This window comes from bacterium (assembly GCA_037128595.1).
Lineage (GTDB): Bacteria > Verrucomicrobiota > Kiritimatiellia > CAIKKV01 > CAITUY01 > JAABPW01.
The window spans coordinates 52,774-73,062 of record JBAXWB010000003.1; the positions used below are offsets into that span (position 1 = coordinate 52,774).

The 20,289-nt window shown below is 57.1% G+C and carries 17 protein-coding genes; 12 read left to right on the forward strand and 5 right to left on the reverse strand.

The features are described from left to right. The first annotated feature begins 68 nt into the window (after window positions 1-68). Window positions 69-1,463 carry a hypothetical protein gene (locus WCS52_02395; protein ID MEI6166020.1) on the forward strand — a complete coding sequence of 465 codons (1,395 nt, stop codon included), beginning with the start codon at window positions 69-71 and terminating at the stop codon, window positions 1,461-1,463. 14 nt (window positions 1,464-1,477) lie between these two features. Beyond that, window positions 1,478-2,866 carry a cytochrome c3 family protein gene (locus WCS52_02400; protein ID MEI6166021.1) on the forward strand — a complete coding sequence of 463 codons (1,389 nt, stop codon included), beginning with the start codon at window positions 1,478-1,480 and terminating at the stop codon, window positions 2,864-2,866. 15 nt (window positions 2,867-2,881) lie between these two features. Here WCS52_02400 and WCS52_02405 read toward each other — a convergent pair whose 3' ends face one another. Next, the gene (locus tag WCS52_02405) at window positions 2,882-3,637 is read right to left on the reverse strand and encodes a hypothetical protein (protein ID MEI6166022.1); all 756 of its coding nucleotides are present in this window, start codon (window positions 3,635-3,637) and stop codon (window positions 2,882-2,884) included. Window positions 3,638-3,815: 178 nt separating this feature from the next. Here WCS52_02405 and WCS52_02410 point away from each other — a divergent pair, with 178 nt between their 5' ends. The 4 genes from WCS52_02410 to WCS52_02425 all read left to right on the forward strand — a co-directional run bounded on the left by WCS52_02410 (window position 3,816) and on the right by WCS52_02425 (window position 7,382). After that, window positions 3,816-4,415 (forward strand): cytochrome c family protein, encoded by a 600-nt coding sequence (locus WCS52_02410; GenBank protein ID MEI6166023.1) that lies wholly within the window; start codon window positions 3,816-3,818, stop codon window positions 4,413-4,415. Between the two features lie 162 nt (window positions 4,416-4,577). Then, entirely contained in the window at window positions 4,578-5,765 is a 1,188-nt protein-coding gene (locus WCS52_02415) for a cytochrome c biogenesis protein ResB (protein MEI6166024.1), read from the forward strand. Next, window positions 5,762-6,577, forward strand: coding sequence for a c-type cytochrome biogenesis protein CcsB (gene ccsB, locus WCS52_02420; GenBank protein MEI6166025.1), 816 nt, complete (start codon window positions 5,762-5,764; stop codon window positions 6,575-6,577). Before WCS52_02415 ends, ccsB begins: the two co-directional genes overlap by 4 nt. Before the next feature lie 61 nt (window positions 6,578-6,638). Beyond that, window positions 6,639-7,382, forward strand: coding sequence for a hypothetical protein (locus WCS52_02425; protein ID MEI6166026.1), 744 nt, complete (start codon window positions 6,639-6,641; stop codon window positions 7,380-7,382). An 88-nt stretch (window positions 7,383-7,470) separates the two neighbouring features. On the opposite strand, the gene WCS52_02430 is transcribed toward WCS52_02425, so the two are convergent. Together WCS52_02430 and WCS52_02435 are read right to left on the reverse strand one after the other, a co-directional pair. Beyond that, window positions 7,471-9,189: a cytochrome b/b6 domain-containing protein gene (locus WCS52_02430; protein MEI6166027.1), complete on the reverse strand. Its 1,719-nt coding sequence runs from the start codon at window positions 9,187-9,189 to the stop codon at window positions 7,471-7,473. An 11-nt stretch (window positions 9,190-9,200) separates the two neighbouring features. After that, the gene (locus WCS52_02435) at window positions 9,201-11,300 is read right to left on the reverse strand and encodes a hypothetical protein (GenBank protein MEI6166028.1); all 2,100 of its coding nucleotides are present in this window, start codon (window positions 11,298-11,300) and stop codon (window positions 9,201-9,203) included. Between the two features lie 242 nt (window positions 11,301-11,542). Here WCS52_02435 and WCS52_02440 point away from each other — a divergent pair, with 242 nt between their 5' ends. Beyond that, window positions 11,543-13,021, forward strand: coding sequence for a NapC/NirT family cytochrome c (locus WCS52_02440; protein ID MEI6166029.1), 1,479 nt, complete (start codon window positions 11,543-11,545; stop codon window positions 13,019-13,021). Window positions 13,022-13,334: 313 nt separating this feature from the next. Here the strand turns inward: WCS52_02440 and WCS52_02445 are convergent, their stop codons facing one another. After that, window positions 13,335-13,712 (reverse strand): type II toxin-antitoxin system VapC family toxin, encoded by a 378-nt coding sequence (locus tag WCS52_02445; protein ID MEI6166030.1) that lies wholly within the window; start codon window positions 13,710-13,712, stop codon window positions 13,335-13,337. Continuing rightward, window positions 13,702-13,938, reverse strand: coding sequence for a type II toxin-antitoxin system Phd/YefM family antitoxin (locus tag WCS52_02450; GenBank protein MEI6166031.1), 237 nt, complete (start codon window positions 13,936-13,938; stop codon window positions 13,702-13,704). The genes WCS52_02445 and WCS52_02450 overlap by 11 nt, the downstream gene beginning before the upstream one ends. Window positions 13,939-14,059: 121 nt before the next feature. On the opposite strand from WCS52_02450, the gene ccsA reads away from it, so the two are divergent. From ccsA to WCS52_02475, 5 genes are read left to right on the forward strand one after another with little or no spacing between them, the layout of a single operon-like run. Then, entirely contained in the window at window positions 14,060-14,911 is an 852-nt protein-coding gene (gene ccsA / locus WCS52_02455; GenBank protein MEI6166032.1) for a cytochrome c biogenesis protein CcsA, read from the forward strand. Further along, window positions 14,908-16,197: a glutamyl-tRNA reductase gene (gene hemA, locus WCS52_02460; protein MEI6166033.1), complete on the forward strand. Its 1,290-nt coding sequence runs from the start codon at window positions 14,908-14,910 to the stop codon at window positions 16,195-16,197. The genes ccsA and hemA overlap by 4 nt, the downstream gene beginning before the upstream one ends. After that, window positions 16,194-17,378 carry a 12,18-didecarboxysiroheme deacetylase gene (gene ahbC, locus WCS52_02465; protein ID MEI6166034.1) on the forward strand — a complete coding sequence of 395 codons (1,185 nt, stop codon included), beginning with the start codon at window positions 16,194-16,196 and terminating at the stop codon, window positions 17,376-17,378. Before hemA ends, ahbC begins: the two co-directional genes overlap by 4 nt. Beyond that, window positions 17,375-18,499, forward strand: coding sequence for a radical SAM protein (locus WCS52_02470; protein MEI6166035.1), 1,125 nt, complete (start codon window positions 17,375-17,377; stop codon window positions 18,497-18,499). Before ahbC ends, WCS52_02470 begins: the two co-directional genes overlap by 4 nt. Then, entirely contained in the window at window positions 18,483-20,288 is a 1,806-nt protein-coding gene (locus WCS52_02475) for a sirohydrochlorin cobaltochelatase (protein ID MEI6166036.1), read from the forward strand. The genes WCS52_02470 and WCS52_02475 overlap by 17 nt, the downstream gene beginning before the upstream one ends. Window position 20,289 lies beyond the last annotated feature (1 nt).

Sequence of the window (20,289 nt, forward strand, 5' to 3'; positions counted from 1 at the left end):
CGCGGGGATATCCGTTGCTACCCCATCTGTTTTTTTGATAAAAGGGTTGCTATGGGATTAACCATACGATGAAGCCAGTGACGATGAGGCATAGCGCTGTGACAACGGCGACCATCCTGGCCGGGATCGTTGCCACTTTTGTTTTTATTCCTCTCCGAGGATCCGCTGAAGCCATCCCCGTTGTGCCCGCCCAGATCACGCCTCACTATGATGGCCGACTCCGTATGGAATATGATTTCCGGTCGGAAGGGAATTCCCAGGATTCGGACCTTTACACCTACTGGTATGGGAGTGGACGTGACCTGGGGAATGGGCGTTTTGATTTTTATGCGTCCGGGCGCGAGCATACTGATTTGGACGGTTCGACAGCGGAGGATGGAACCTATCGCAGCGCGGATGATGCCAGTGGTGTGATTGAGGACCGGTTGCTGCAGGCGTACGGGGATATTCACGACCCCAAGGGCGACCTGAAATTACGGCTCGGGCGTCAATATGTCGATATTGCCGATTATCTTCAGATGGATGGCGGGCAGGCCATGTTTTTCGAAAATGGGCCGCTGGGCGGCCGGGTTTATTTTGGTCAGCCTGTCAGTTATTATACGCCGGTATCCGGTGACTATGCCGCCGGCGCTTCGGTGGTTGGGCGGCCCTGGACAGGAAACCGCACCCGGTTCACCTGGGCTGAATACTATGAAGACCGGCAGGCCGGGGATGATCAGAACTATTTCGTCGATCTTCAACAGGACGTGACCGACTCCCTGCGGACGCGTGGCCAACTTTCCGTGCTTAATGATGAATTCCGCATGGCGCTGCTGGAGGGGTCATACTTCGCGCCTGATGGGAATACCGATGTTCATGTGGGCGGAAGCCGGTGGGGCTCCTTTGATGCCAAAACCCGGGCCTACTCACCTCTTTACAACCAGCTCGGAGGCCAGCAACCTTACTCCTACCTCTATTCACGGGTGTCGTATGCCTTCTCGCCCAAGTGGATGCTGTCGCCCGGCATATCGGCCCGGCTTGCAGATAGCGGGGATCAGGATTACAGCAATCGGGACTACCTTGATTATGATCTGACGCTGGTCTATGAGCCCAGCAAGGCCGTGAGTTCGTCCCTTTCTTTGCAGTATTGGGATGTCAGTGAGGGCGATAGCTTTCTGGGTTTGAGCGGGGAAGTTCGCTACCGGTATCGCCGCCTCTGGGAAGTCAGTGTGGGGTCCGCGTATGTGGACTATTCCTACCAGAGCTACTCCGATATTTCCTATGCCGCCAATGGCGGGCAGACGGTGTTTTATGAGGATGGCACCGTTTCCGAGCAGACGCCTTATACACTTACCTATTTTTTGCGGACAAAATGGAACGTCACACGTAAGTTGATTTTGAGGCTGCAGGGGGACATTGAGGACCAGAAAAATGTCGGCGAGTTAGCTTATAGGGCCCGAGGCTCGGTTGAGGTGCGATTTTGAAAAAGGCGTATGAAATGAATTCATTTTTTCAAAAGGTGGCTATCAGCCTGATGTCGGTATTGTTGGTGGCCGGGTGTAATAAAGAGGAGAGTTATAAGCTCGCCTTCAGCCATAATCTTCATGTGACCGATAACGGAATGGCCTGTGCCGATTGTCATGGGAAATTAGCCGATGGCCGTTTCGCCACCCCCACGCATGCGTCGTGCAAGGATTGCCATGAGGATTGGGTAGAGTCCAAGAAAATTGACGCGAAGACCTGTGGGATGTGCCACAAAATAAAGGACTTGCGTGAATTGTCGCTGGATAAGCCCGGAAAGATGGCTAGCCCGGTGAATGGGGTTTTTCAGCATTCCCCCGCCCTGACGAACCGCTGCGCCGACTGCCACGGGATGTTGTTGGACAAGGCCTTAACCCGCGTTCCGGAGATGACGCGCAAAGCGAAAGTCGAAATGCGCGATAAGGCGCACCGGTGGGGAATGGAGTGCGCCGCCTGTCATGTGGATATGGATCCCAAAACCCCGCCCGCGAGTCACTCCCAGAACTGGACGAGGCGGCATGGTGCCTTTGGGACTGAGCCGGACAATGCCTGCGGTGTCTGTCATCACGAGGAATCGTGCCGGGAATGTCATCAGGTGACCATGCCGGTTTCGCACAACAATCTATGGCGGCTCAAGACCCACGGGATTCAGGCCGCGTGGGATCGGTCACGATGCCTGGTCTGCCACCAACAGGATTCGTGCGATGCCTGTCATGCTGACACCCGGCCCCAGTCTCATACGGCAGGATGGAATCGAAGTCACTGTTACAGCTGTCATACCAGCAAGGCAAACGGAACCGGCTGTGCGTTATGCCATGAGGCGGAAATCAGTTCCCATCCCAACCCCCATCTGGCGGGCTGGCGGGATCAGCATTGTAACCATTGCCATGCCGGGCCCGAGTCGGAACAATGCGGGGTGTGTCATGAAGGGGGCGCCTCGATTGCGAACCACCCGAACCCGCATCGCGGCGGATGGCGCGAACAGCATTGCACCGTCTGTCACCCCGGCTCTCCTGAGTCGCAGCAATGCACCGTGTGCCATGGCGGCTCTTTAGCGGATGGGCATGTGAATCCCCATCCTGCGGGCTGGCTTACGACCCATTGTAACAATTGCCATGCCGGCACCGAGGCGGCCAGCTGCGGGATCTGCCATGAAGGGGTCACCTCAGTGGCAAACCATCCTAACCCGCATTCGGCTGGGTGGAAGGATCGACATTGTAATGCCTGTCATATAGGGACCCCCGAGGCAGATCAGTGTGCCGTATGTCACCCGGGTGGGAACAGCTCGCTGGTGCATCAAGGCATTTGGCCCCCCACTCATAACCGATTCGGCGATCAGGGGAACTGCTCCTATTGTCACCGATAGCCACCGGGGAAGCGTTTATTGAGCCGGGAAATCCCGGACGATGGCTCCCGAGGCGTCAACTTCGAGTAAAAACGGGGTGATGCCGCATGAGCCTCTGACATCGGCTACGTCCGGGCCTGACAGGGCCAGATGGAACGAAATGGATCTGGCATCCCTGATGGAGGCCGTGAAGATGGCGAATTTTCCGTTCTCAGATACCCGGGTGCCCACGTCGGTGTAATTGGAGGGATCGGCAGGGACCAGGTTCAATATCCTCGCATCAGACCGTTTGTCCAGGCGAATCACCAATGCGAGTTTTTCCGTCGCGACATTGCTGATGGAATTGAATTTCATGGTTGCCACCAAGCCGTCGGCGACGGGTTTTACGCTGGCATCTGCCAGGATCATCCTGTTTCTATCCAGGGCTGGCGGCGTTTCCGGCGCTGTGGGTGTCTGCCAAGGCTTCAGCCCTTTGCCTTTGGGGATGGCTTCTGATACTTCCCCGTCGCCTGATGCGTTTTGAAATGCATTTAGGGAGGGCTCCGTTTGTGTGCCCTTCATGTGGGAAGTGGCAGATCCAGCGATAGGCATGGAGGCAGCCCCGCTTGTCTTTCCGGCGGTCCTGCTTCCGGAGCCAGCCGTTTTGTTAAGTTCGGCATTTTGAGCGGCTAACGTTTCATTGGCCGTTCGCATCCGGGTGAGTTCCGACTGTTGACGCCAGAACACTAAACCCAGAATGGCGACACCGACGGTGGTCGCGGAAAAGGCAAGTAGACGATAAGATGATTTCATGGGTAGATCCCTGTTGTTGTAATTTTTATCACTTTAGTTCATGCCCTGTTTTGCAGCAAGTTCTTTAGGATTATTACGGAATACCATTTGATTTTGAATCGATGGATTTGATATAAATCTAAGTCAGTTCGGTGTGTCTGTAAATGTGTTAAAAGGGATCTCAACTCAAGGAGAATGCATGAAGAAACTAGTTAGTCAGTGGTTGGTTTCGGGTGCTGTGTTGGCTTTCGGCTTGTCCGCCGTTTCGGCCATTGCGGCGGATCGTGACGCCTCCTTGTATGTGGGAACGAAATCCTGTGCCATGTGTCATAAAAAGGCGGACACGGGAGACCAGTTTGGCAAATGGCAGAGCAGTCCGCACTCAAAAGCCTACGAACTGCTGGCGAGTCCGGAAGCCAAAGCGGCAGGCGCCAAAGTAGGGGTCGCGGAACCTCAGAAGAGCGGCAAATGTCTGAAATGCCATTCAACGGCGTATAATTTCACCGAAGAAGTCAAAGCCGACACGGCCAAGGTGCTTGTCGAGGATGGTGTCTCCTGCGAGTCCTGCCACGGGCCGGGAAAAAATTACAAATCAAAAGCCGTCATGGAAGACCACAAGAAGTGCATCGAGGGGGGGATGACCTATCCCGCCACGGACAGTTGTACGCTGTGCCATAACGAGCAGTCGCCCACCTGGAAGGCCGATAAGTTTACGACGAAAGACGGCAAAAAGGTCGGGTTTGATGTCGAGCAGGCCTACGAGAAGATCAAGCACCCTGATCCCAAAGTTCAGAAATAATTGGACGTTTTGGAGCCGGCGCCGACAGAGCGGCGCCCTCCATTAAGAAAGCGCTCCAACTCCGAAGATCTCAATGGATGACGTCGATCTGTCGGCGCCGGCTCCAGAATAAGCCGCCTGAGCTCTTGCCATTCCCTTCAAAAGAGATTATATTTGTCCACTATGAGTGATCCATCGGAATCAAAAAAACAGGACGTAACATCTGGAAGGGGAAATCCCGTCACGCGACTGCTAGGGTCGTTGGTATTTGCCCTGACGGTAGTTCTGTTGCTTGCTCTGGCCTGTATTGCCGGAACGTTGATTCCACAGGGATCACAAGTGGAGTCCTATCTGGCCCGACCTGGCGGGCATCCGGTGCTGGGCGTGTTGTCCGCCCTTGGGTTGACGCGCGTATTTTACTCCTGGTGGTTTGTGGGCCTGTTGTTTGCCTTGGCGGCCAGTCTGATGGTGTGTACGGGGCGCCGCTATCGTGCCATCAAAACGGCCACGGGCGCGAAACGACTCAGGGTCATCGGATCCTTTATCACTCATGTCAGTCTGTTGCTGGTATTGGCGGGAGGGGTGATGCGGGTGATCTGGGGGCAGAAAGGGATGATCCAGTTTCATGAGGGGCAGGTTGTGAATTCCGCGGAGAGTTCCGACGGGAGTATGGAGTTCCCATTTTCCATTCGCCTGACCAAATTTGAGCTGGAGTTTCATAAAACTCTCGGGGCAGCGACGGACCAACTGTTGGTGCAATGGGCGGACAAAAATATTGAGACTAAGTTTCCGGTTGAGTTGAATGTGGAACATGCCGTTGGCGCCGACCCTGCTTTCAGGATCACGGTGCTCAAGGTGGTTCCTGATTTTATCGTTGATGGCGAGACGGGGGAGGTGAAGTCCCGTTCCGATGTACCCAATAATCCAGCCCTGCAGGTCATGGTTACAGGTAGCGGAGTCACCAATACGCAGTGGGTGTTTGCCCACTTTCCTGATTTCGGCAGTCATGGCGGTGCCGGTACGGCCATGCCGCTCAAATTTCAGTATGAGTCGGCACCGTCTCCCGGGATGGGGATGCGGGGCGGGGATATCAAGGCCTTCAAAAGCACGATTGAAGTGATTGAAAACGGCGTGGTGGTCAGTACCCGGACCATCGCGGTGAATTCCCCCTTTTCGTGGGGCGGTTTTTCCTTTTATCAAACCAGTTATAATCCTGAGGATCTGACCTGGAGCGCCTTGCAGGTCGTGCGCGATCCCGGTATTCCGGTGGTGTATGCGGGTTTTATTTTAATGATGGCAGGGCTGACGCTGGTGTTTTGCGTGGGCCCCTGGATGGGGGATCAGCGCCGGACGACGGGAGGACTTTCATGACGACGATTTTTAACATGACAACGCTTTTTAATGTAAGTCTGGCGGCCTATTTCTGCGCCATGGTGTGCGCGGTGATCTGTCTGATGTCGCGACGGCATCTCTTTGATCTGATTGCCAACGGCTTGATTGTGGCCGGGGTATCCATTCAGACGATTTATCTGGGAATACGCTGGGTGGAGGCGGGGCGGGCGCCTTTCAGCAATATGTTTGAATCCCTCGTTCTCTTCGGCTGGACGGTGGCCGTGGTGTATCTGCTGCTCCGGATCCGCACGAAGTTGCCCTGGTTGGCGGCGGCGGCGGCGGCGCTTTCGGCTCTGGCCCTGGCCCATGCCAGTACATTTGAATCAGAGATCCGCCCGTTGATGCCGGCGCTCCAGAGTAACTGGCTGTCGTTTCACGTCATGACCTGCTTTCTTGGATACGGGGCCTTTGCCATCTCCGCGGTGGCGGCCGTGGGGTTCCTGATTGCCACGCGACAGGGGGGGGCGGCGCAGATTGAGACTCGCCAGACGCTTGAGACTATTGTGTCGCAGACGATCTCCTTCGGATTCCTGTTCCTGACCCTTGGCATCCTGACGGGCGCAGTGTGGGCGAACTCGGCGTGGGGTACGTATTGGTCCTGGGACCCCAAAGAGACCTGGTCCCTGATCACCTGGTTCATCTATGCCGCCTTTCTGCATTTCAACTTCATGCGCGGCTGGCGTGGGCGTCGCGCCGCCTGGATTTCGATCATCGGGTTTGTTTCGGTATTGTTCACCTATTACGGGGTTAACTTTCTTCTATCCGGCTTGCACAGTTACGCGAAGTCGTGACAAGCCCGCAGTTGTTAAGTTGTTGGTTGTTGAGTTGTTAAGAAAAATGAGGGGTCGGGCAATGAACAAAAAAGCAATGATGGTAGGGACGCTGGTGTTGACGATGGGCCGGTTCGCCATGGGGGCAGATATGTGTGCGGCGGCAGGGAGCATGCAGGGACCTGCCGAGGGCTCATTTTCAGGGGTCGTGTTGGAAACAACGAATGCCAGCCGCTATACCTACGTTCAGATCGACACGGGCAAAGAGAAGATCTGGGCAGCCGGACCGGTATTTGCGGTCAAGGTTGGCGATCGGGTGACGGTTGAAGGGGGCATGCCCGCTAAGAATTTCAAGAGCAAGGTGCTGAATCGGACCTTCCCGGACCTCACTCTGGCCGGCTCCATTACCCTGGCAGGAAGTGAATGCCCCGCCCCGGCAGGGGGGGCTGGCAAGCTGCCGGCCGGGCACCCGATGGTAGCCCGGAAAAACGGGCCGGCGGCCCCGAACATGCCCTCCATCGAAAAGCCGGAGGGCGGCAGGACGGTGGCGGAAATCTGGTCAGGCAGAGCGGCGTTGTCCGGAAAGACTGTTATCGTCCGAGCCAAAGCGGTGAAGGTGACTCCGAAGATTCTAGGGATGAACTGGTTGCACGTGCGTGATGGATCCGGTGCCGAAGGCAATAACGATTTAGTGGTCACCACCAAGGCTGAAGTGAACGTCGGGGATGTGGTTACCGTGAGCGGCACGTTGAACACGGATAAGGATTTCGGGTCAGGTTACAAATACGATGTTATTCTGGAAGACGCCACGGTCATTGTAAAATGACCGTGTGAGTGGTTGAGTTGTCAGGCTGCTGCGTTGTTAAGTGAAAGCCTTTTGCCCTCAACAACTTAACAACCTGGCAACTTAAACACTATGAGTTTGCCGTGGGGGGCGTTTCCTTCGCCTCTTCCCCCTCCGCCGCTGCCAGCGTCTCCGTATCCAGCGCGTGTTCCTCGTGATACAGATGTTCCGGCATGCGGCCATCCAGGCAGGCCGTGTTGATGGGGTAGACATCCGGATCAAAAATCACGTGGTAGAAGTGCCAGACAATAATGGCGAGCACCGCCAGTATGGCCTCATAGTAGTGGATGGTGATGGCCACATCGATGACCCAGCGCGGCGCCCACGCCGTGATCTGCATCTTGAACATAATGATCAGGCCGGTAAGCCCCATGATCAAAGTGCCCCATACCACTGCCCAATATTCCGCCTTCTCTCCATAACTGAACCGGCCGAACGCAGGCTTCGGGGCCCTCGGGAAAATCAGGTAGCGGAGATTCCCGATGACATCCAGGACATCCTGCGGGCAGGGGAAAATGTCCTTCACCAGTTTGCGGCCTTCCTTTGCCCTGATAATATAGATCGTGTGATACACCGCCAGGGCCATCATGACGGCGGCCGCGGCACGGTGTCCGACGCGCCGGACGGTTTCGCTGGAGCCCATCAGGTAGTGCAGCCAGGAGTCGGGATAAACCAGGGCAAAGCCCGTAATCGCCAAGGCGCTGAAACTGGTGAGTAAAAAGAAATGCTGATAGCGCTGGGAACGGGTCATGCGAATGACGGTCCGCTCTTTTCTGCTCCATAAAGCCTGGATTTTCCTGCGGAAAACAAGAATGTTATGGCCTAACATTCCTCCGATTACCCCCACAATCATGAGGATGTAAATATGGCGGATCCACCAGTTCAGGCGGTCGCCGGTACTCGCAACAGAGGTTTCGTCGAGATGGATTTTTCCAAATGAGAAGTTTTCGTTAGCCTCCGGGTGACACTTGCGGCAGGTATTGACCATATTGGCTTTGTTGACGGAGGACTTGGGGTCCGAAGAGGGCAGCACGTTGTGGGCGCCATGACAACTGACGCAGTTGGCACTTTGGCTGGACCCTAACTTGGCCGACATGCCGTGATAGCTGGCGAAAAAGGTAGTGACCCGGTCGGATGATAGATTATTCCGGGCATTGAACCGCTCGGACGCATGGCAACGGCTGCAGACATCGACGGCAACCTTGAGTACAGACGCCGTTTTCAAACTGCTCATCTGGTGGTCCGAGTGACAGTCCGTACAGGTCGGTGCATCCCGGATCCCGCGAGCCAGAGCCTTGCCATGGATGCTGTCTTTAAAGATGCCCACCGCCTGGGTATGACATTTCCCGCAGGTGGTCATGAGCTGATCGTGGCTGAGCGGGGAGGCCGACATCCGGGCCGGGATGACGTCATGTTTTCCATGGCAATCGGCACACGTGGCGGCGTTGGTGTTTCCCGCTTTCCGGGCTAGCCCGTGTGGGCCAGAGGTATAGGACTGGACGGCGTTTGTGTGGCAGGTGGCGCAGGTGACCGGCCTGGCAATGAACTTGTCCGGATGCGGAACCTCCGTGATGTCGGTGTGACAGCTGGTGCAGGTGTTGCTCGCATGAGTGGAGGTGGCGTACTTGGCCGCGTCCACAAAGAGAATCACGGTTTTCCCCGCAGCATCCTTTTTGGTCAGGCTCTTATCCTCGTGGCACCCGAAGCAGTCGGAATTATCGATGGCGCGGGCGCATAAGGGAAGCGTTCCTAATATCAAGGCCAGCCGCAGATAATGGTTCATGCGCATAGTAATCTCCGTCAATGCATCAGCCGGGTGGTCATGGCCACGGCGATCAGGACCAGTAATATCAGCCCGGTACCGAAGAAGAGATAGCCGAAGGTTTTGGCGATTTCCTTCCAGCGGAACCACTCATCCCGGACGCGGTAATCGTCAAGTTTGCCTTCGGATTCCAGCCGGTCGTACCAGCGTTTCCGCTCGTGCAGCATCTCGGTTTTGGAGATGCGACCCGAAAAGATGACGGTGTCCATGGGGAATTTCTCGATCCGGAAATGCGTGTTGAAGAAGTGGAAGGTAAAGATAAAGCCCGCCGCCAGCAAGGCTTCATCGGAGTGCACGATCATGGCGACATTAATCACCCAGCCCGGCAGGAACCGGGTGAAGAAGATGGGGAACCACATCACCAGTCCGGAGACCCCGATCATGGCCACGCCCCAGAAGACGGCGAGGTAGTCGAACTTCTCCCAGTACGTCCAGCGGTCGAATTGAGGGCGCGGGCCCTTGCCGAAGAACCACTTCTGATGGGCGACGAACTGGCGCCAGTCATCCAGATTCGGGATCATGGAATCGGGGCCGAACACGACGGACATCACTTTGCTGAAGGTCAGCCGCCCGGTGACGGGATCCAGCAGGTTCCCGCGTCCCCGCCAACAGGCGCGGAACCGGTCGGTCAGGTGCAGGGCGAAATACAGGAAGGTGATGATCGCCGCGAAATGGTGGAGCGAGCGTGCCACCGGGGCGCCGCCCAGGAGATTGAAGATGACCTTGGCCCAGCTCGTGTAATGGAATTTCAGCGGCATGCCGGTAATGACCAGCAGCAGGAAGCTGGTGACCACCATGATATGCAGCATCCGCTCGAACGGGGAGAAACGCGTAAACCACTGGTCGCCCACCTGGGTGCTGATTTTGGCTTCCCGGTAGGTTTTGGAGTCGTGGAGATAGAGATAAACGGAACGGAAGAGCCAGAGGGCCGTATGGAATCCGAAAAAGGCGAAGGTGCCCACCAGCAGGGCGGTCATGGAGAGGAAGACAAAATGGAGCAGGGGATAATGTTCCCGGTCTTCCGGGTCGGCATGCGGGAGGTACTGGGTGAATTTTTCAGAGGCCCCTTCATGGCATTGACGGCAGGTTTGCACGATATTGGCGGAGGACAAATGGGACTCCGGGTTGGAAGGAGGCAGGATGTCGTGATGGCCGTGGCAGTCGTAACAGGCGGCCACTTGCGGGGCAGTGTTGGCGGAACCCAGGGCAATGGCTTTGCCATGATAGGTTTCCATGTAGTTGGCGAGGCGCGCCTGATGGCATTTGCCGCAGCGCAGGTCGCTGGCCGCCTTGAGGTTGCCGCCCGCCTGCGATTCGATCTGATGGGCGCTATGGCAGTCCGTGCAGACGGGACCGCGGGGATCGCCCTTGGCTAGCAGCTGGCCATGAACGCTCTTCATGTAGGTGGCCTCGACCCCTACATGGCATTTACCGCAGGTGTCGGCCACATGGGCGTGGTTGATGGAGGAGTTGCGGTCCACACTGCGGCGGATGGTGTGCACGCCGTGGCAGTCGTTACAGGAGGGGGCCACGATGAGCCCGAGCTTGAGCAAGGCGCGGCCATGGATGCTTTCCATGTACTGGCTGGCGGCTTGCGGGAATTTCATCTTGTATTCTGTCGTCAGGTTGGTGTTGCTGTGGCAACGCGCGCAGGTTAAAGGCAGGTTGAGTTTGAATACCGGGGAGTTGCCCTGTTTGACAGGGACAATCGCGTGACTGCCATGGCAGCTGGAGCAGGTGGCCGCGCCTGAGGCGCCCATGCTCTGGCTCACGCCGTGAATGCTGGCGGCGTATTCCTTGGCGACGTCTTCGTGACAACTGCCGCAGGCAGGGGCCGCAAGCGATTCCGCATGGGGCAGTTCCTTGATCCCGGCATGACAGTCCGTGCAGGCGAGTTGGGAGTGAACGGATTTTTTCAGATCCATCTCGACAATGTGCAGCGACTGGGTTTGCCCCATGACCATCCGGGTGAGGGTGGGATCATCGTGGCATACCATGCAATCGCTGTTGGAGAGCGTGGTGCCAAGCGCGGCGGGGATGAGCCCGATACTGCAACAAAGGAGGAGTATTCCCGTCATCAGGGATGAACGCGTCCCGCCTCGGGAAACGTATTGGCAAAGATTTTTATCCACTCGATTGATCCTCCGTGCGCGGCATTAATAAAGCCCCAGACTATAGGGCGGAGGGGCGCTATCGTAAATAGGACAAATCTACGCAAACTAGTAGATGATTTGTGCCCGGCCGGCCGTGATTCATTTTGCATTAAAGGGAGGGCTCCCTTATGCTTTCTTTCCACTGTTATGGTAAGGAGCCGATGAGTATGGGTGAACTGAAAAAGCTGACGGGATTATTCCGGAATTGGATAAGTTTACTGGGGGCCCTGCTGGGGGCCTGTGCCCTGTTGATAGGGTTGGTCATGGTAATTGTTGATGCCACCCGGAACAATCTGTCTGCCTATTTCGGGTTGGTGAGTTACCTGTTGATTCCCATGTTTATAGGCGCGTGTGGCGCGCTGGTGGTGTTGGGAATGATCCTGACCCATCGGCGGGCGAAGCGGGAGGGCTGCATTGCCCCGATGCCCGTCATCAACCTGGGGGATCGGCGAACGGTCATCCGTTTGGCCGTTTTCTGTTTGTGTGCCGCCGTTTTTACTGTGGGGGGCATCGTGGTTGCCTACCAGGCTTATCATTACACGGAATCAGTGGAATTTTGCGGTAGCGTCTGCCACACGGTGATGAAGCCGGAACATACGGCCTTCAAGCAGTCGGCCCACGCCAATACGTCCTGTGCCGAGTGTCATATCGGATCCGGTGCTGAATGGTTTGTCAAAGCCAAGATTTCCGGGCTCTACCAGGTCTACTCTGTTCTGTTCAATAAGTACCACCGGCCGATTGAAACGCCGGTTCAAAGCCTTCGCCCGGCCAAGGATACCTGTCTGGCGTGTCATTGGCCCACCAAGTTTTTCGGCGCGGTGCTGCGCACCTGGACGCATTACGGAACAGATGACAAAAACTCACCTTGGACGATCAAGATGCTGCTTAATATCGGCGGTGGAAATCCCTCGCACGGCCAGATCCGGGGGATCCACTGGCATATGGAAGGGGTGAATACCGTCGAGTATATCGCTACCGACCGCAAACGTATGGTCATCCCCTGGGTTCAGGTGACCGATCAGTCAGGGAAAGTGACGGTCTACCAGACCGAGGATAAAAAACTCCGCCTTACGGAAGGGCAGGGAAAAACGTTGCCCAGGCGCAGTATGGACTGCATTGACTGCCATAATCGCCCGGCCCATACCTATCGCTCGCCGAATGAGTTATTGGATACGGCGATGACTGCGGGTCGTTTGGACAGCTCGATCCCATCGATCAAAGCGCTGTCGGCCAAACTGCTTGCCGCGCCCTATACGACAGAGGCGGCGGCGTTGTCGGCGATTGACCATGAATTACGCGCGAAATATCCGGGTGATGCCCGGCTTGACGACACGGTGCGGGAACTGCAAGCCATTTATAGCGGCAACTTTTTCCCTGAAATGAAGGTGCGCTGGGATGAGTACCCGAACCACATCGGCCACAAAATTACCCCCGGCTGTTTCCGGTGTCATGATGGGGAACATGTGAGTGAGACCGGCAAGCGGATTTCCAAGGACTGCAATACCTGTCACACCATTCTGGCGCAAGGACCCGGTAAGGAGTTGGCGGAGTTCACGTCATCAGGACTGGAATTTAAGCATCCCGAGGATATCGGGGATGACTGGAAAACTGCCCGTTGTGACACCTGTCATACCGGCAGTCCGTGAAGCGAAAAAACGGATGGCGGTGCTCAAACTAGCAAATACAGTTTGAGCAATAATCTGGCGGGCGATTTATCCCAGCTGTTTCAGGTCGGTTTTTCTTCGGTTTCGGGCGTCGGTGGAGGCGTCTCCACGACCACCGGCTCTTGAATGAATGGAGGGCGGTGCTCTGTCACCGCCGCGTCGACAGGGGCCGGAGGCGGGACGGAAACGACGGGGGCCGGCTCTTCGGGGGCTGGTATATTCACCGGCGCTGACGGAGCAGCGCCCTCCATTTGGATAGGCGGCAATAGGCGCTCATCACAGGACCGGGTTTGGATTATGGTTTGAAAATTAAAGTCTTCAGGTCTTTAACCGAATTAAAATGCCTCCCATTCCCCGAACAAAGCGTTAAGCCATGCTCTGCTGCGGTAGCCGCCACAATCGCATCGCCCGCCCTAAGCCCATGCGACAAGGCGTACTCTTCGATATAGATCGCCGCCCTGTGCCCGATATTTTCCGTCAATGGCAGTGTATGGAAATCGAATGCTTTCAGGAATGACCTGGTTTGCTCATGTTGCCGCCTGTTCTCGGCACACTGGAGCAGTTCCAGATAGGTCTGCAGCGACAGGAGACGTTCCGGCGTCTGATCAATAAGCCGGGCGGCCTTAACGTTTCCGCGCTGAACCCAGATAAAGATATCGGTATCAAAGATCATGGCAACGCCCCCCTCGAAGATCATGCATAACCTTATCGACGGGATCGCCCGATTTCAGCATCCCGAAAAACGGATGATCGGCAACCTCGGTTGCCGATTTGTCGCTGATAGAGCGCAGTATCCCCTTGACTGTTCCGCGATACAAAACGCTGACGCTCTCATTTCTTTCCAACGCCTTCAAAACGTCATTCATGTGATATCGCAAATCCACTATAGTTGCTTGCATAGCCTTACTCCATATGTATGCCAGCACTATACATAACGGCATTTGCGACTGTCAATTATTCATTGGCCTTGAATTATTGGAACGTTGCGGAGTAATATAGTCTCCTTTAAGGAGGCTCTCTTTGGACAGCATCTACATAATCTCTATTGCCGGGGTGGGTTGTTATGTGGTCGCCTCTATACTGGCGTTGGCCTCGCTGCTTGGTGCCAAGCCGCGCGGGGAGCGGGCGGCCATTTCCCTGATGACGATGGGCGGGGTGATTCTTGCTGGGGTCCTGATCTTCCGGGGGGTGGGTTTAACGACCCTTCATGCCTTTAACTGCTTCGATGCCATGGGGTTATATGCGCTGGCTCTCAGTGGCGCGTATGGATTGTGGGCCGCCTACCGTTATACGCCTGGTATTGCAGGAATTCTTATTCCGTACGCGACCCTCCTGCTGCTGTGTGGGGTGTCATCTTTCAGGGTGCATAGTGGGGACGCTTCGCCGGTTCAGGGGGCCGGCTTGATGCTGCATGTGGCCACAGCGTATGCCGCGTTTGGTGTGTTCACCCTCGCCAGTATCAGTGCTGTCATTTATCTGGTTCAGGACGGCAATCTTAAAAACAAACGTTTCGGGGTTTTGTGGTCCCGGCTCCCGTCGCTGGGAACCATGGATCACGTCATGAGCCGGCTGATCGGTGTAGCCTTTCTATTGCTTACGATCTCGATCCTGACGGGCATCGTTCTGATCCGCCGGATAGGTGGCGGCGAAGAGTGGATTGTGGATCCTAAAGTGGTAGCCACCTTCATCCTGTGGCTGGTCCTGGCAGTATTTGTGCATCTGCGGGCGAGTTCCGGCCGTCATGGGCGGGGCATTGCCCTCGTGGCGGTGTTCGGACTGGGCTGTCTGCTCTTTGCCTTTATCGGGGTCCATCTGGTCGCGACGTCTATTCACTCCTTCATTCAGGTGAGCCTGAGGGTGGGTGGGCCATGAATGTTGGAGTCATCGGGATCAGCTATCATACGGCGCCGGTTGACGTACGTGAGAAGGCCTCCGTCCGGCCCAGTGAGGTGCCCGCCATGTTGCATCGTATCCGGACTCAATTCCCGGGCTCCGAACTCGTGCTGGTGTCGACCTGTAACCGCACGGAATTGTATACCGCCGGTATTGATGTGAATGCCGACAAACACCGCCTGTTTCAAATCCTGCTCAAGGGAGATGACCAGTTCCGGGCGGACGAACTTGAAAATCACTTTTACGTCAAAAGCGGTCTCGAGGCGGCGGAGCATATGCTGTCCGTGGCCTCCAGCCTGGACGCCATGGTGGTGGGTGAGTCCGAGATTCTCGGGCAGGTCAAACAGGCGCTCGGAATTGCCGACGAGGCAGGAGTCACAGGCAAGGTGTTGCAGTCCCTCTTTCAGCGGGCCTTCAAGACGGCCAAGCGGGTTCATACGGAGACGGAGATCTGTCGCGGCCGCGTGTCGGTCAGTTCGCTGGCAGTCGAGTTTGCGGAGAAGGTGTTTGATGACCTGAGCACCAAGACGGTCATGATTGTCGGGGCGGGCGAGACGGCGGAGCTGGCGCTCAAAAGTCTGATGGATCGGGGGGCCACCGATGTCCTGGTGCTCAACCGGTCACATGGGCGCGGACAGGATCTGGCCGAGCGCTGTGGCGGGCGGGCCATTCAATTCGATCTGTTGGAAGACTATCTGGCGCGGGCCGACATCGTGATCAGCTCAACCAGTGCGCCGCACTTGGTGATTCATGCCGCTGCCGTCAAGCGTGCCATTGAGACCCGGCGTGGTAAGCCGATGTTGATGGTCGATATTGCGGTTCCCCGCGACATTGATCCTGCCGCCGCCCACATTAAGAATGTCTACGTGTATTCGATTGATGACTTGCAACTCATTGCGGCCGAGAATATTACAAAACGACGCGAGGCGGTTGAGCAGGCCTGGATCATTGTGCGGCAGGGCTTGGCTGAAATTTCGGAACATTTTGAGAGCGGTGGGTTGCGGGAAGTTTTGCGCCAGATGGATGAGCATGGACGCGAGGTTTATGAGAACGCCTTGAAGCGCACGCTGGCGAAGGAGCGGTTGGCTGGACTGCCGGAGCCGAGCCAGGAGGAGGTCCGCGAGATGGCTAGGAAGATTGTGGCGAAACTCCTGGCGGAGCCGCGGGAGGCGCTTAAGCGGGCGGCTAAAAAGGGTGAACTGGACAACTATGTGCGGGTCGTCAATGACCTGTTCGGATTCGATAGGAAGGATTTACAGAAATGATTGGAATATCCAAACTTTATTGCGGTACGGTGGAAGCGTCGGATCCCCTGCGGTATGGGCGCCTTTCAAAAGATCTGCCCTCGCATCTGTTGCAATTTTCGGCAGACAAGAAGCCGGTGGTGGTGTGGAATGTGGGGCGGCGCTGCAATCTCCGCTGCGTCCATTGCTACTCCCAGTCCCGCGATCAGAACTATCCCAATGAGTTGTCAAATGAGGCCGGTAAGGCCCTGCTGGCGGACCTGGCTGATTTCGGCGCCCCGGTGATTTTATTCTCAGGCGGCGAACCGCTGATGCGGCCCGATATCTTTGAGTTGATCCAGTTCGCCACCACCCGGAAAATGCGGGCGGTCGTTTCCACCAACGGGACCCTGATCACACCCGAAATCGCCGGTCGGTTGAAAGAGGCCGGACTGTCATACGTGGGCATCAGTCTGGATGGCATGGAGGCCACCAACGACAAGTTCCGCGGCGTCAAGGGGGCCTTCCGGATGGCGATGGATGGAGTACAAAACTGTCTGAAAACCGGTGTTAAGGTCGGGCTGCGGTTTACCATGACCCGTGAGAACTACCGGGATGTGGGCGAGGTGCTTGACCTGATTGAACGGGAGGGGATTCCCCGTGTCTGTTTCTATCACCTGGTGTATGCCGGTCGCGGGACCAAGCTGATTCACGAAGCGCGCATGTCTCATGATGAGACTCGGAGCACGGTCGACCTGATCATGGATCGTACTCGTGACTTTCATAACCGGGGTAAGAAGGTCGAGGTCCTTACGGTCGATAATCACACGGACGGTCCTTATCTCTATCTGCGGCTTTTAAAAGAAGATCCGGTGCGCGCGGCGGAGGTTCTGAAACTGCTCAAGATGAATGGCGGTAACAGCAGCGGCCACGGGATCGGCTGTGTGAGCTGGGATGGGTCGGTGCATCCGGACCAGTTCTGGCGTCACTATTCGTTTGGCAATGTGACGCAGAAGCCGTTCAGCAAGATCTGGACGGACACCTCCGAGCCCCTCATGGGCAAGCTGCGGGAACGGAAAAAATATCTGACAGGCCGTTGTGCCGCCTGCAAGTGGCTGGACATCTGCAATGGTAATTTCCGGGTTCGCGCCGAGGCAATGACGGGGGATGTGTGGTCACCCGAGCCGGATTGTTATCTGACCGACAAGGAGATCGGGCTATGACACAAGATGCGCTGAGATTGGTGTTTTGGGAGCTGACGGCGCGCTGTAACCTGAAGTGCTGCCACTGTCGCGCTGAAGCGACGGACCATTTTGCGGCGGGTGAATTGTCCACTGAAGAGATTATCTCAGTGGCCCGGGACATCCGGAAGGCCGGAGATCCTATCATGATTCTCACCGGGGGCGAGCCGCTGGTAAGAAAGGACTTCTTCGATATCGCCAAGGCCTGCGTGGGGTTGTTCAGCCGGGTGGCGTTGGCCACCAACGGCACCATTGTGGATGATGAGATGGCGCGCCGGATTGTAGAGGTGGGAATCAAACGGGTCAGTGTGAGCCTGGACGGCGCGAAGGCCGCGACGCATGACGCCTTCCGCGGGGTGCCGGGCAGTTTTGACGCCACGATACGCGGGTATGATGCGATGGCACGCGCAGGGGTCTCGATGCAGGTCAACGCCACGGTGGCCCGCAGCAATATTGAGGAAGTCGAGGAGCTCCTGAACTTTGTGCTCGCGCGCAAGGCCGACGCCTTTCATGTGTTCGCCCTGGTCCCGGTGGGCTGTGGCGCCCAGATCAGCGAGGAGGCCCGACTGTCCAACGAAGAGATGGAGAAATTTCTCCGGTGGCTGTTTGCGAAATCCATTGAATTGCGCGATCGCATCCATATCAAGGCCACTTGCGCGCCCCAGTACTACCGGATCATGCGGGAAGTGTCCCGTGAGAAGGGCATCCCGATGCCCGGTCCCGGGGCGGGGCATGGGCATGGCACGGCGACTACCATAAAGCAGGCTGGCCACGGCCACCCTGCTGCCGCGACCAGCGGGATGCAGGCCATGACGCGCGGCTGTCTCGCCGGGTCGGCCGTTTGCTTTATCTCCCGGACGGGCGATGTTCAGCCCTGCGGGTATCTGCCGCTCTGCGTGGGGAATGTCCTCAAGCAACCGTTTAATGAGATCTGGCAGAACTCCGAAGTGTTCACTGCGCTGCGGAATCCTGCCCAGCTCAAAGGCAAATGTGGCTCGTGTGGCTATCGCGTGGTGTGTGAAGGTTGTCGCGCGCGCGCGTATGCCTCGAGCGGGGATTTCATGTCAGAGGATCCCGATTGTTCCTATGAGCCAAAATCTTGAGGCAAAATTACTGGTGCGGCTTCAACAGGGCCTGCCCATTACAGCCCGCCCTTTTGCCCGCATCGGGGAAGAGCTGGGACTGACGGAAGAGGCTGTGCTGGCAAAGGTCCATTCACTGTTTGAGTCTGGCGTGGCGCGCCGATTCGGGGCGGTCTTCGAGTCGCAGCGCCTTGGGTACCTGAGTACGCTCTGTGCTGCGGACGTGCCTGCTTCTGAGTTGGAGGCCGCCGCCACCCGCATTGCCCCTTTTTCAGGAATCACGCATTGTTATGAACGGGAAGGCCATCCCAACCTCTGGTTCACCGTGACGGCCCCGGCGGAAGAATTGACGTTTGAGCTGGCGCGGGTGTCCGCGGCCTTGGGGCCCTATGAGGTGTTGAATCTTCCGGCATTGCAGAAATTCAAGATTGAGGCGGTTTTCGGGCGGAATGAGCAAAGACGGCCAGCGAGGCCGCTGGCCCTCCCGGTGACCGAGCCTGTGGCACCGCTCCCGGAGCGGGAACGCAAGGTCGTGCGGCGTATGCAGGCCAGTATTGCCGTGAGTGCGGACCCATTCGGTGTCCTAGCGGGTGAGCTTGGCATGGAGCCGGGGGAATTGCTGGAATTGCTGGCCCGCTGGGAGGCGAGCGGCGTGATCCGCCGGATCGGGTTGATCCTGCGCCACCGGCAGTTGGGTTTTTCCGCCAATAGTATGTGTGTCTGGAGCGCACCGGCGGGGCGGATCAGGGAGGCGGGCGGCATTCTGGCTCAAAGTCAGCATGTGACCCACTGTTACGAGCGGCCGGCCTTCGCCGCCTTCCCTTATAATTTATATGCCATGATTCATGCTAAATCGCGTGAAGAGGCCATTGGGATTTTCGAGAAACTGGGTGCGGATGCCGGTCTGTCGGGGGGGCGCATGTTGTGGTCCGTCCGCGAGTTCAAGAAATCCAGTCCGGTGTTTTTCGGAGAGCGTAAAGGCCTTCTCTTTGCGGTTCCCGGCACCACGTGCCCGGAAGCCCGGGGCGTGTTCGACCGGATCAGCGCGGCCGCAGCCAGGCGCTTTCCGGATGTGGAGGTGCGATGGACGTTCACATCGGCTCCGATCCGGCGCAAGCTGGTGGCGCAAGGCCTGGAGGCCAAAGCCCCCGAGGCAGCCCTGCTGGCGATGCAGGCTGAGGGGAACACCCGGGCGGCCGTGGTGTCCCTGCATCTCACGGATGGCATGGAATTCGGAGAGTTGGCCGAAACCGTCATGGCTTTTAGCCACACGCCCGAAAACCGGATGAAGGTGGTGCTGGGACAGGCGTTGATGGCATCTGAGTCCGTTTGGCTCCGGGCGCTGGTCGCCTTGCTCGCGGGATTGCCTGAAACCCCGGGGCCTCAGGACCGGGTCATTCTAGTGGCGCATGGCAGCGAGGATCCCCGGGCGGAGAAGACGCTCAGGGCGGCCGTGGAAGGGTGTCATAAGGTTGACCCCCGGCTGAGACTCGGTATGATACTCGGCAAGCCCGGTCGCGAGGCGGTCGTTCGGGACTGTTTGGAGTCAGGCGTGAAAAAGGTGTGGCTGACCCCTTGTATGGTGGCGGCCGGCTACTCGGCGCAGGAAGATATCGCCGGTGCGGGTGAACACTCCTGGGCCACGGCCCTGAGGCGGGCAGGGATCGAGGTCGTCCCTGTCACCAAAGGGCTGGGCGAGATTGCCGGCATTGTGGAACTCTGGCTGGAGCAGGCGGGAGGCTTGCTGGGTGAAACACCCTCACCCCAACCCTCTCCCCTGAAGGGAGAGGGAGTGTTTCCAATAGCATGAT

Excerpts from the sequence above, each read along its gene's own strand:
- WCS52_02400 (MEI6166021.1), top strand. The coding sequence starts at position 1,478 with ATGAATTCATTTTTTCAAAAGGTGGCTATCAGCCTGATGTCGGTATTG.
- hemA (MEI6166033.1), top strand. The coding sequence starts at position 14,908 with ATGAATGTTGGAGTCATCGGGATCAGCTATCATACGGCGCCGGTTGAC.
- WCS52_02440 (MEI6166029.1), top strand. The coding sequence starts at position 11,543 with ATGGGTGAACTGAAAAAGCTGACGGGATTATTCCGGAATTGGATAAGT.
- WCS52_02445 (MEI6166030.1), bottom strand. The coding sequence starts at position 13,712 with ATGATCTTTGATACCGATATCTTTATCTGGGTTCAGCGCGGAAACGTT.
- ahbC (MEI6166034.1), top strand. The coding sequence starts at position 16,194 with ATGATTGGAATATCCAAACTTTATTGCGGTACGGTGGAAGCGTCGGAT.
- WCS52_02475 (MEI6166036.1), top strand. The coding sequence starts at position 18,483 with ATGAGCCAAAATCTTGAGGCAAAATTACTGGTGCGGCTTCAACAGGGC.
- WCS52_02405 (MEI6166022.1), bottom strand. The coding sequence starts at position 3,637 with ATGAAATCATCTTATCGTCTACTTGCCTTTTCCGCGACCACCGTCGGT.
- WCS52_02435 (MEI6166028.1), bottom strand. The coding sequence starts at position 11,300 with ATGACGGGAATACTCCTCCTTTGTTGCAGTATCGGGCTCATCCCCGCC.
- ccsB (MEI6166025.1), top strand. The coding sequence starts at position 5,762 with ATGACGACGATTTTTAACATGACAACGCTTTTTAATGTAAGTCTGGCG.
- WCS52_02410 (MEI6166023.1), top strand. The coding sequence starts at position 3,816 with ATGAAGAAACTAGTTAGTCAGTGGTTGGTTTCGGGTGCTGTGTTGGCT.
- WCS52_02395 (MEI6166020.1), top strand. The coding sequence starts at position 69 with ATGAAGCCAGTGACGATGAGGCATAGCGCTGTGACAACGGCGACCATC.
- WCS52_02430 (MEI6166027.1), bottom strand. The coding sequence starts at position 9,189 with ATGCGCATGAACCATTATCTGCGGCTGGCCTTGATATTAGGAACGCTT.
- WCS52_02470 (MEI6166035.1), top strand. The coding sequence starts at position 17,375 with ATGACACAAGATGCGCTGAGATTGGTGTTTTGGGAGCTGACGGCGCGC.
- WCS52_02425 (MEI6166026.1), top strand. The coding sequence starts at position 6,639 with ATGAACAAAAAAGCAATGATGGTAGGGACGCTGGTGTTGACGATGGGC.
- WCS52_02415 (MEI6166024.1), top strand. The coding sequence starts at position 4,578 with ATGAGTGATCCATCGGAATCAAAAAAACAGGACGTAACATCTGGAAGG.
- WCS52_02450 (MEI6166031.1), bottom strand. The coding sequence starts at position 13,938 with ATGCAAGCAACTATAGTGGATTTGCGATATCACATGAATGACGTTTTG.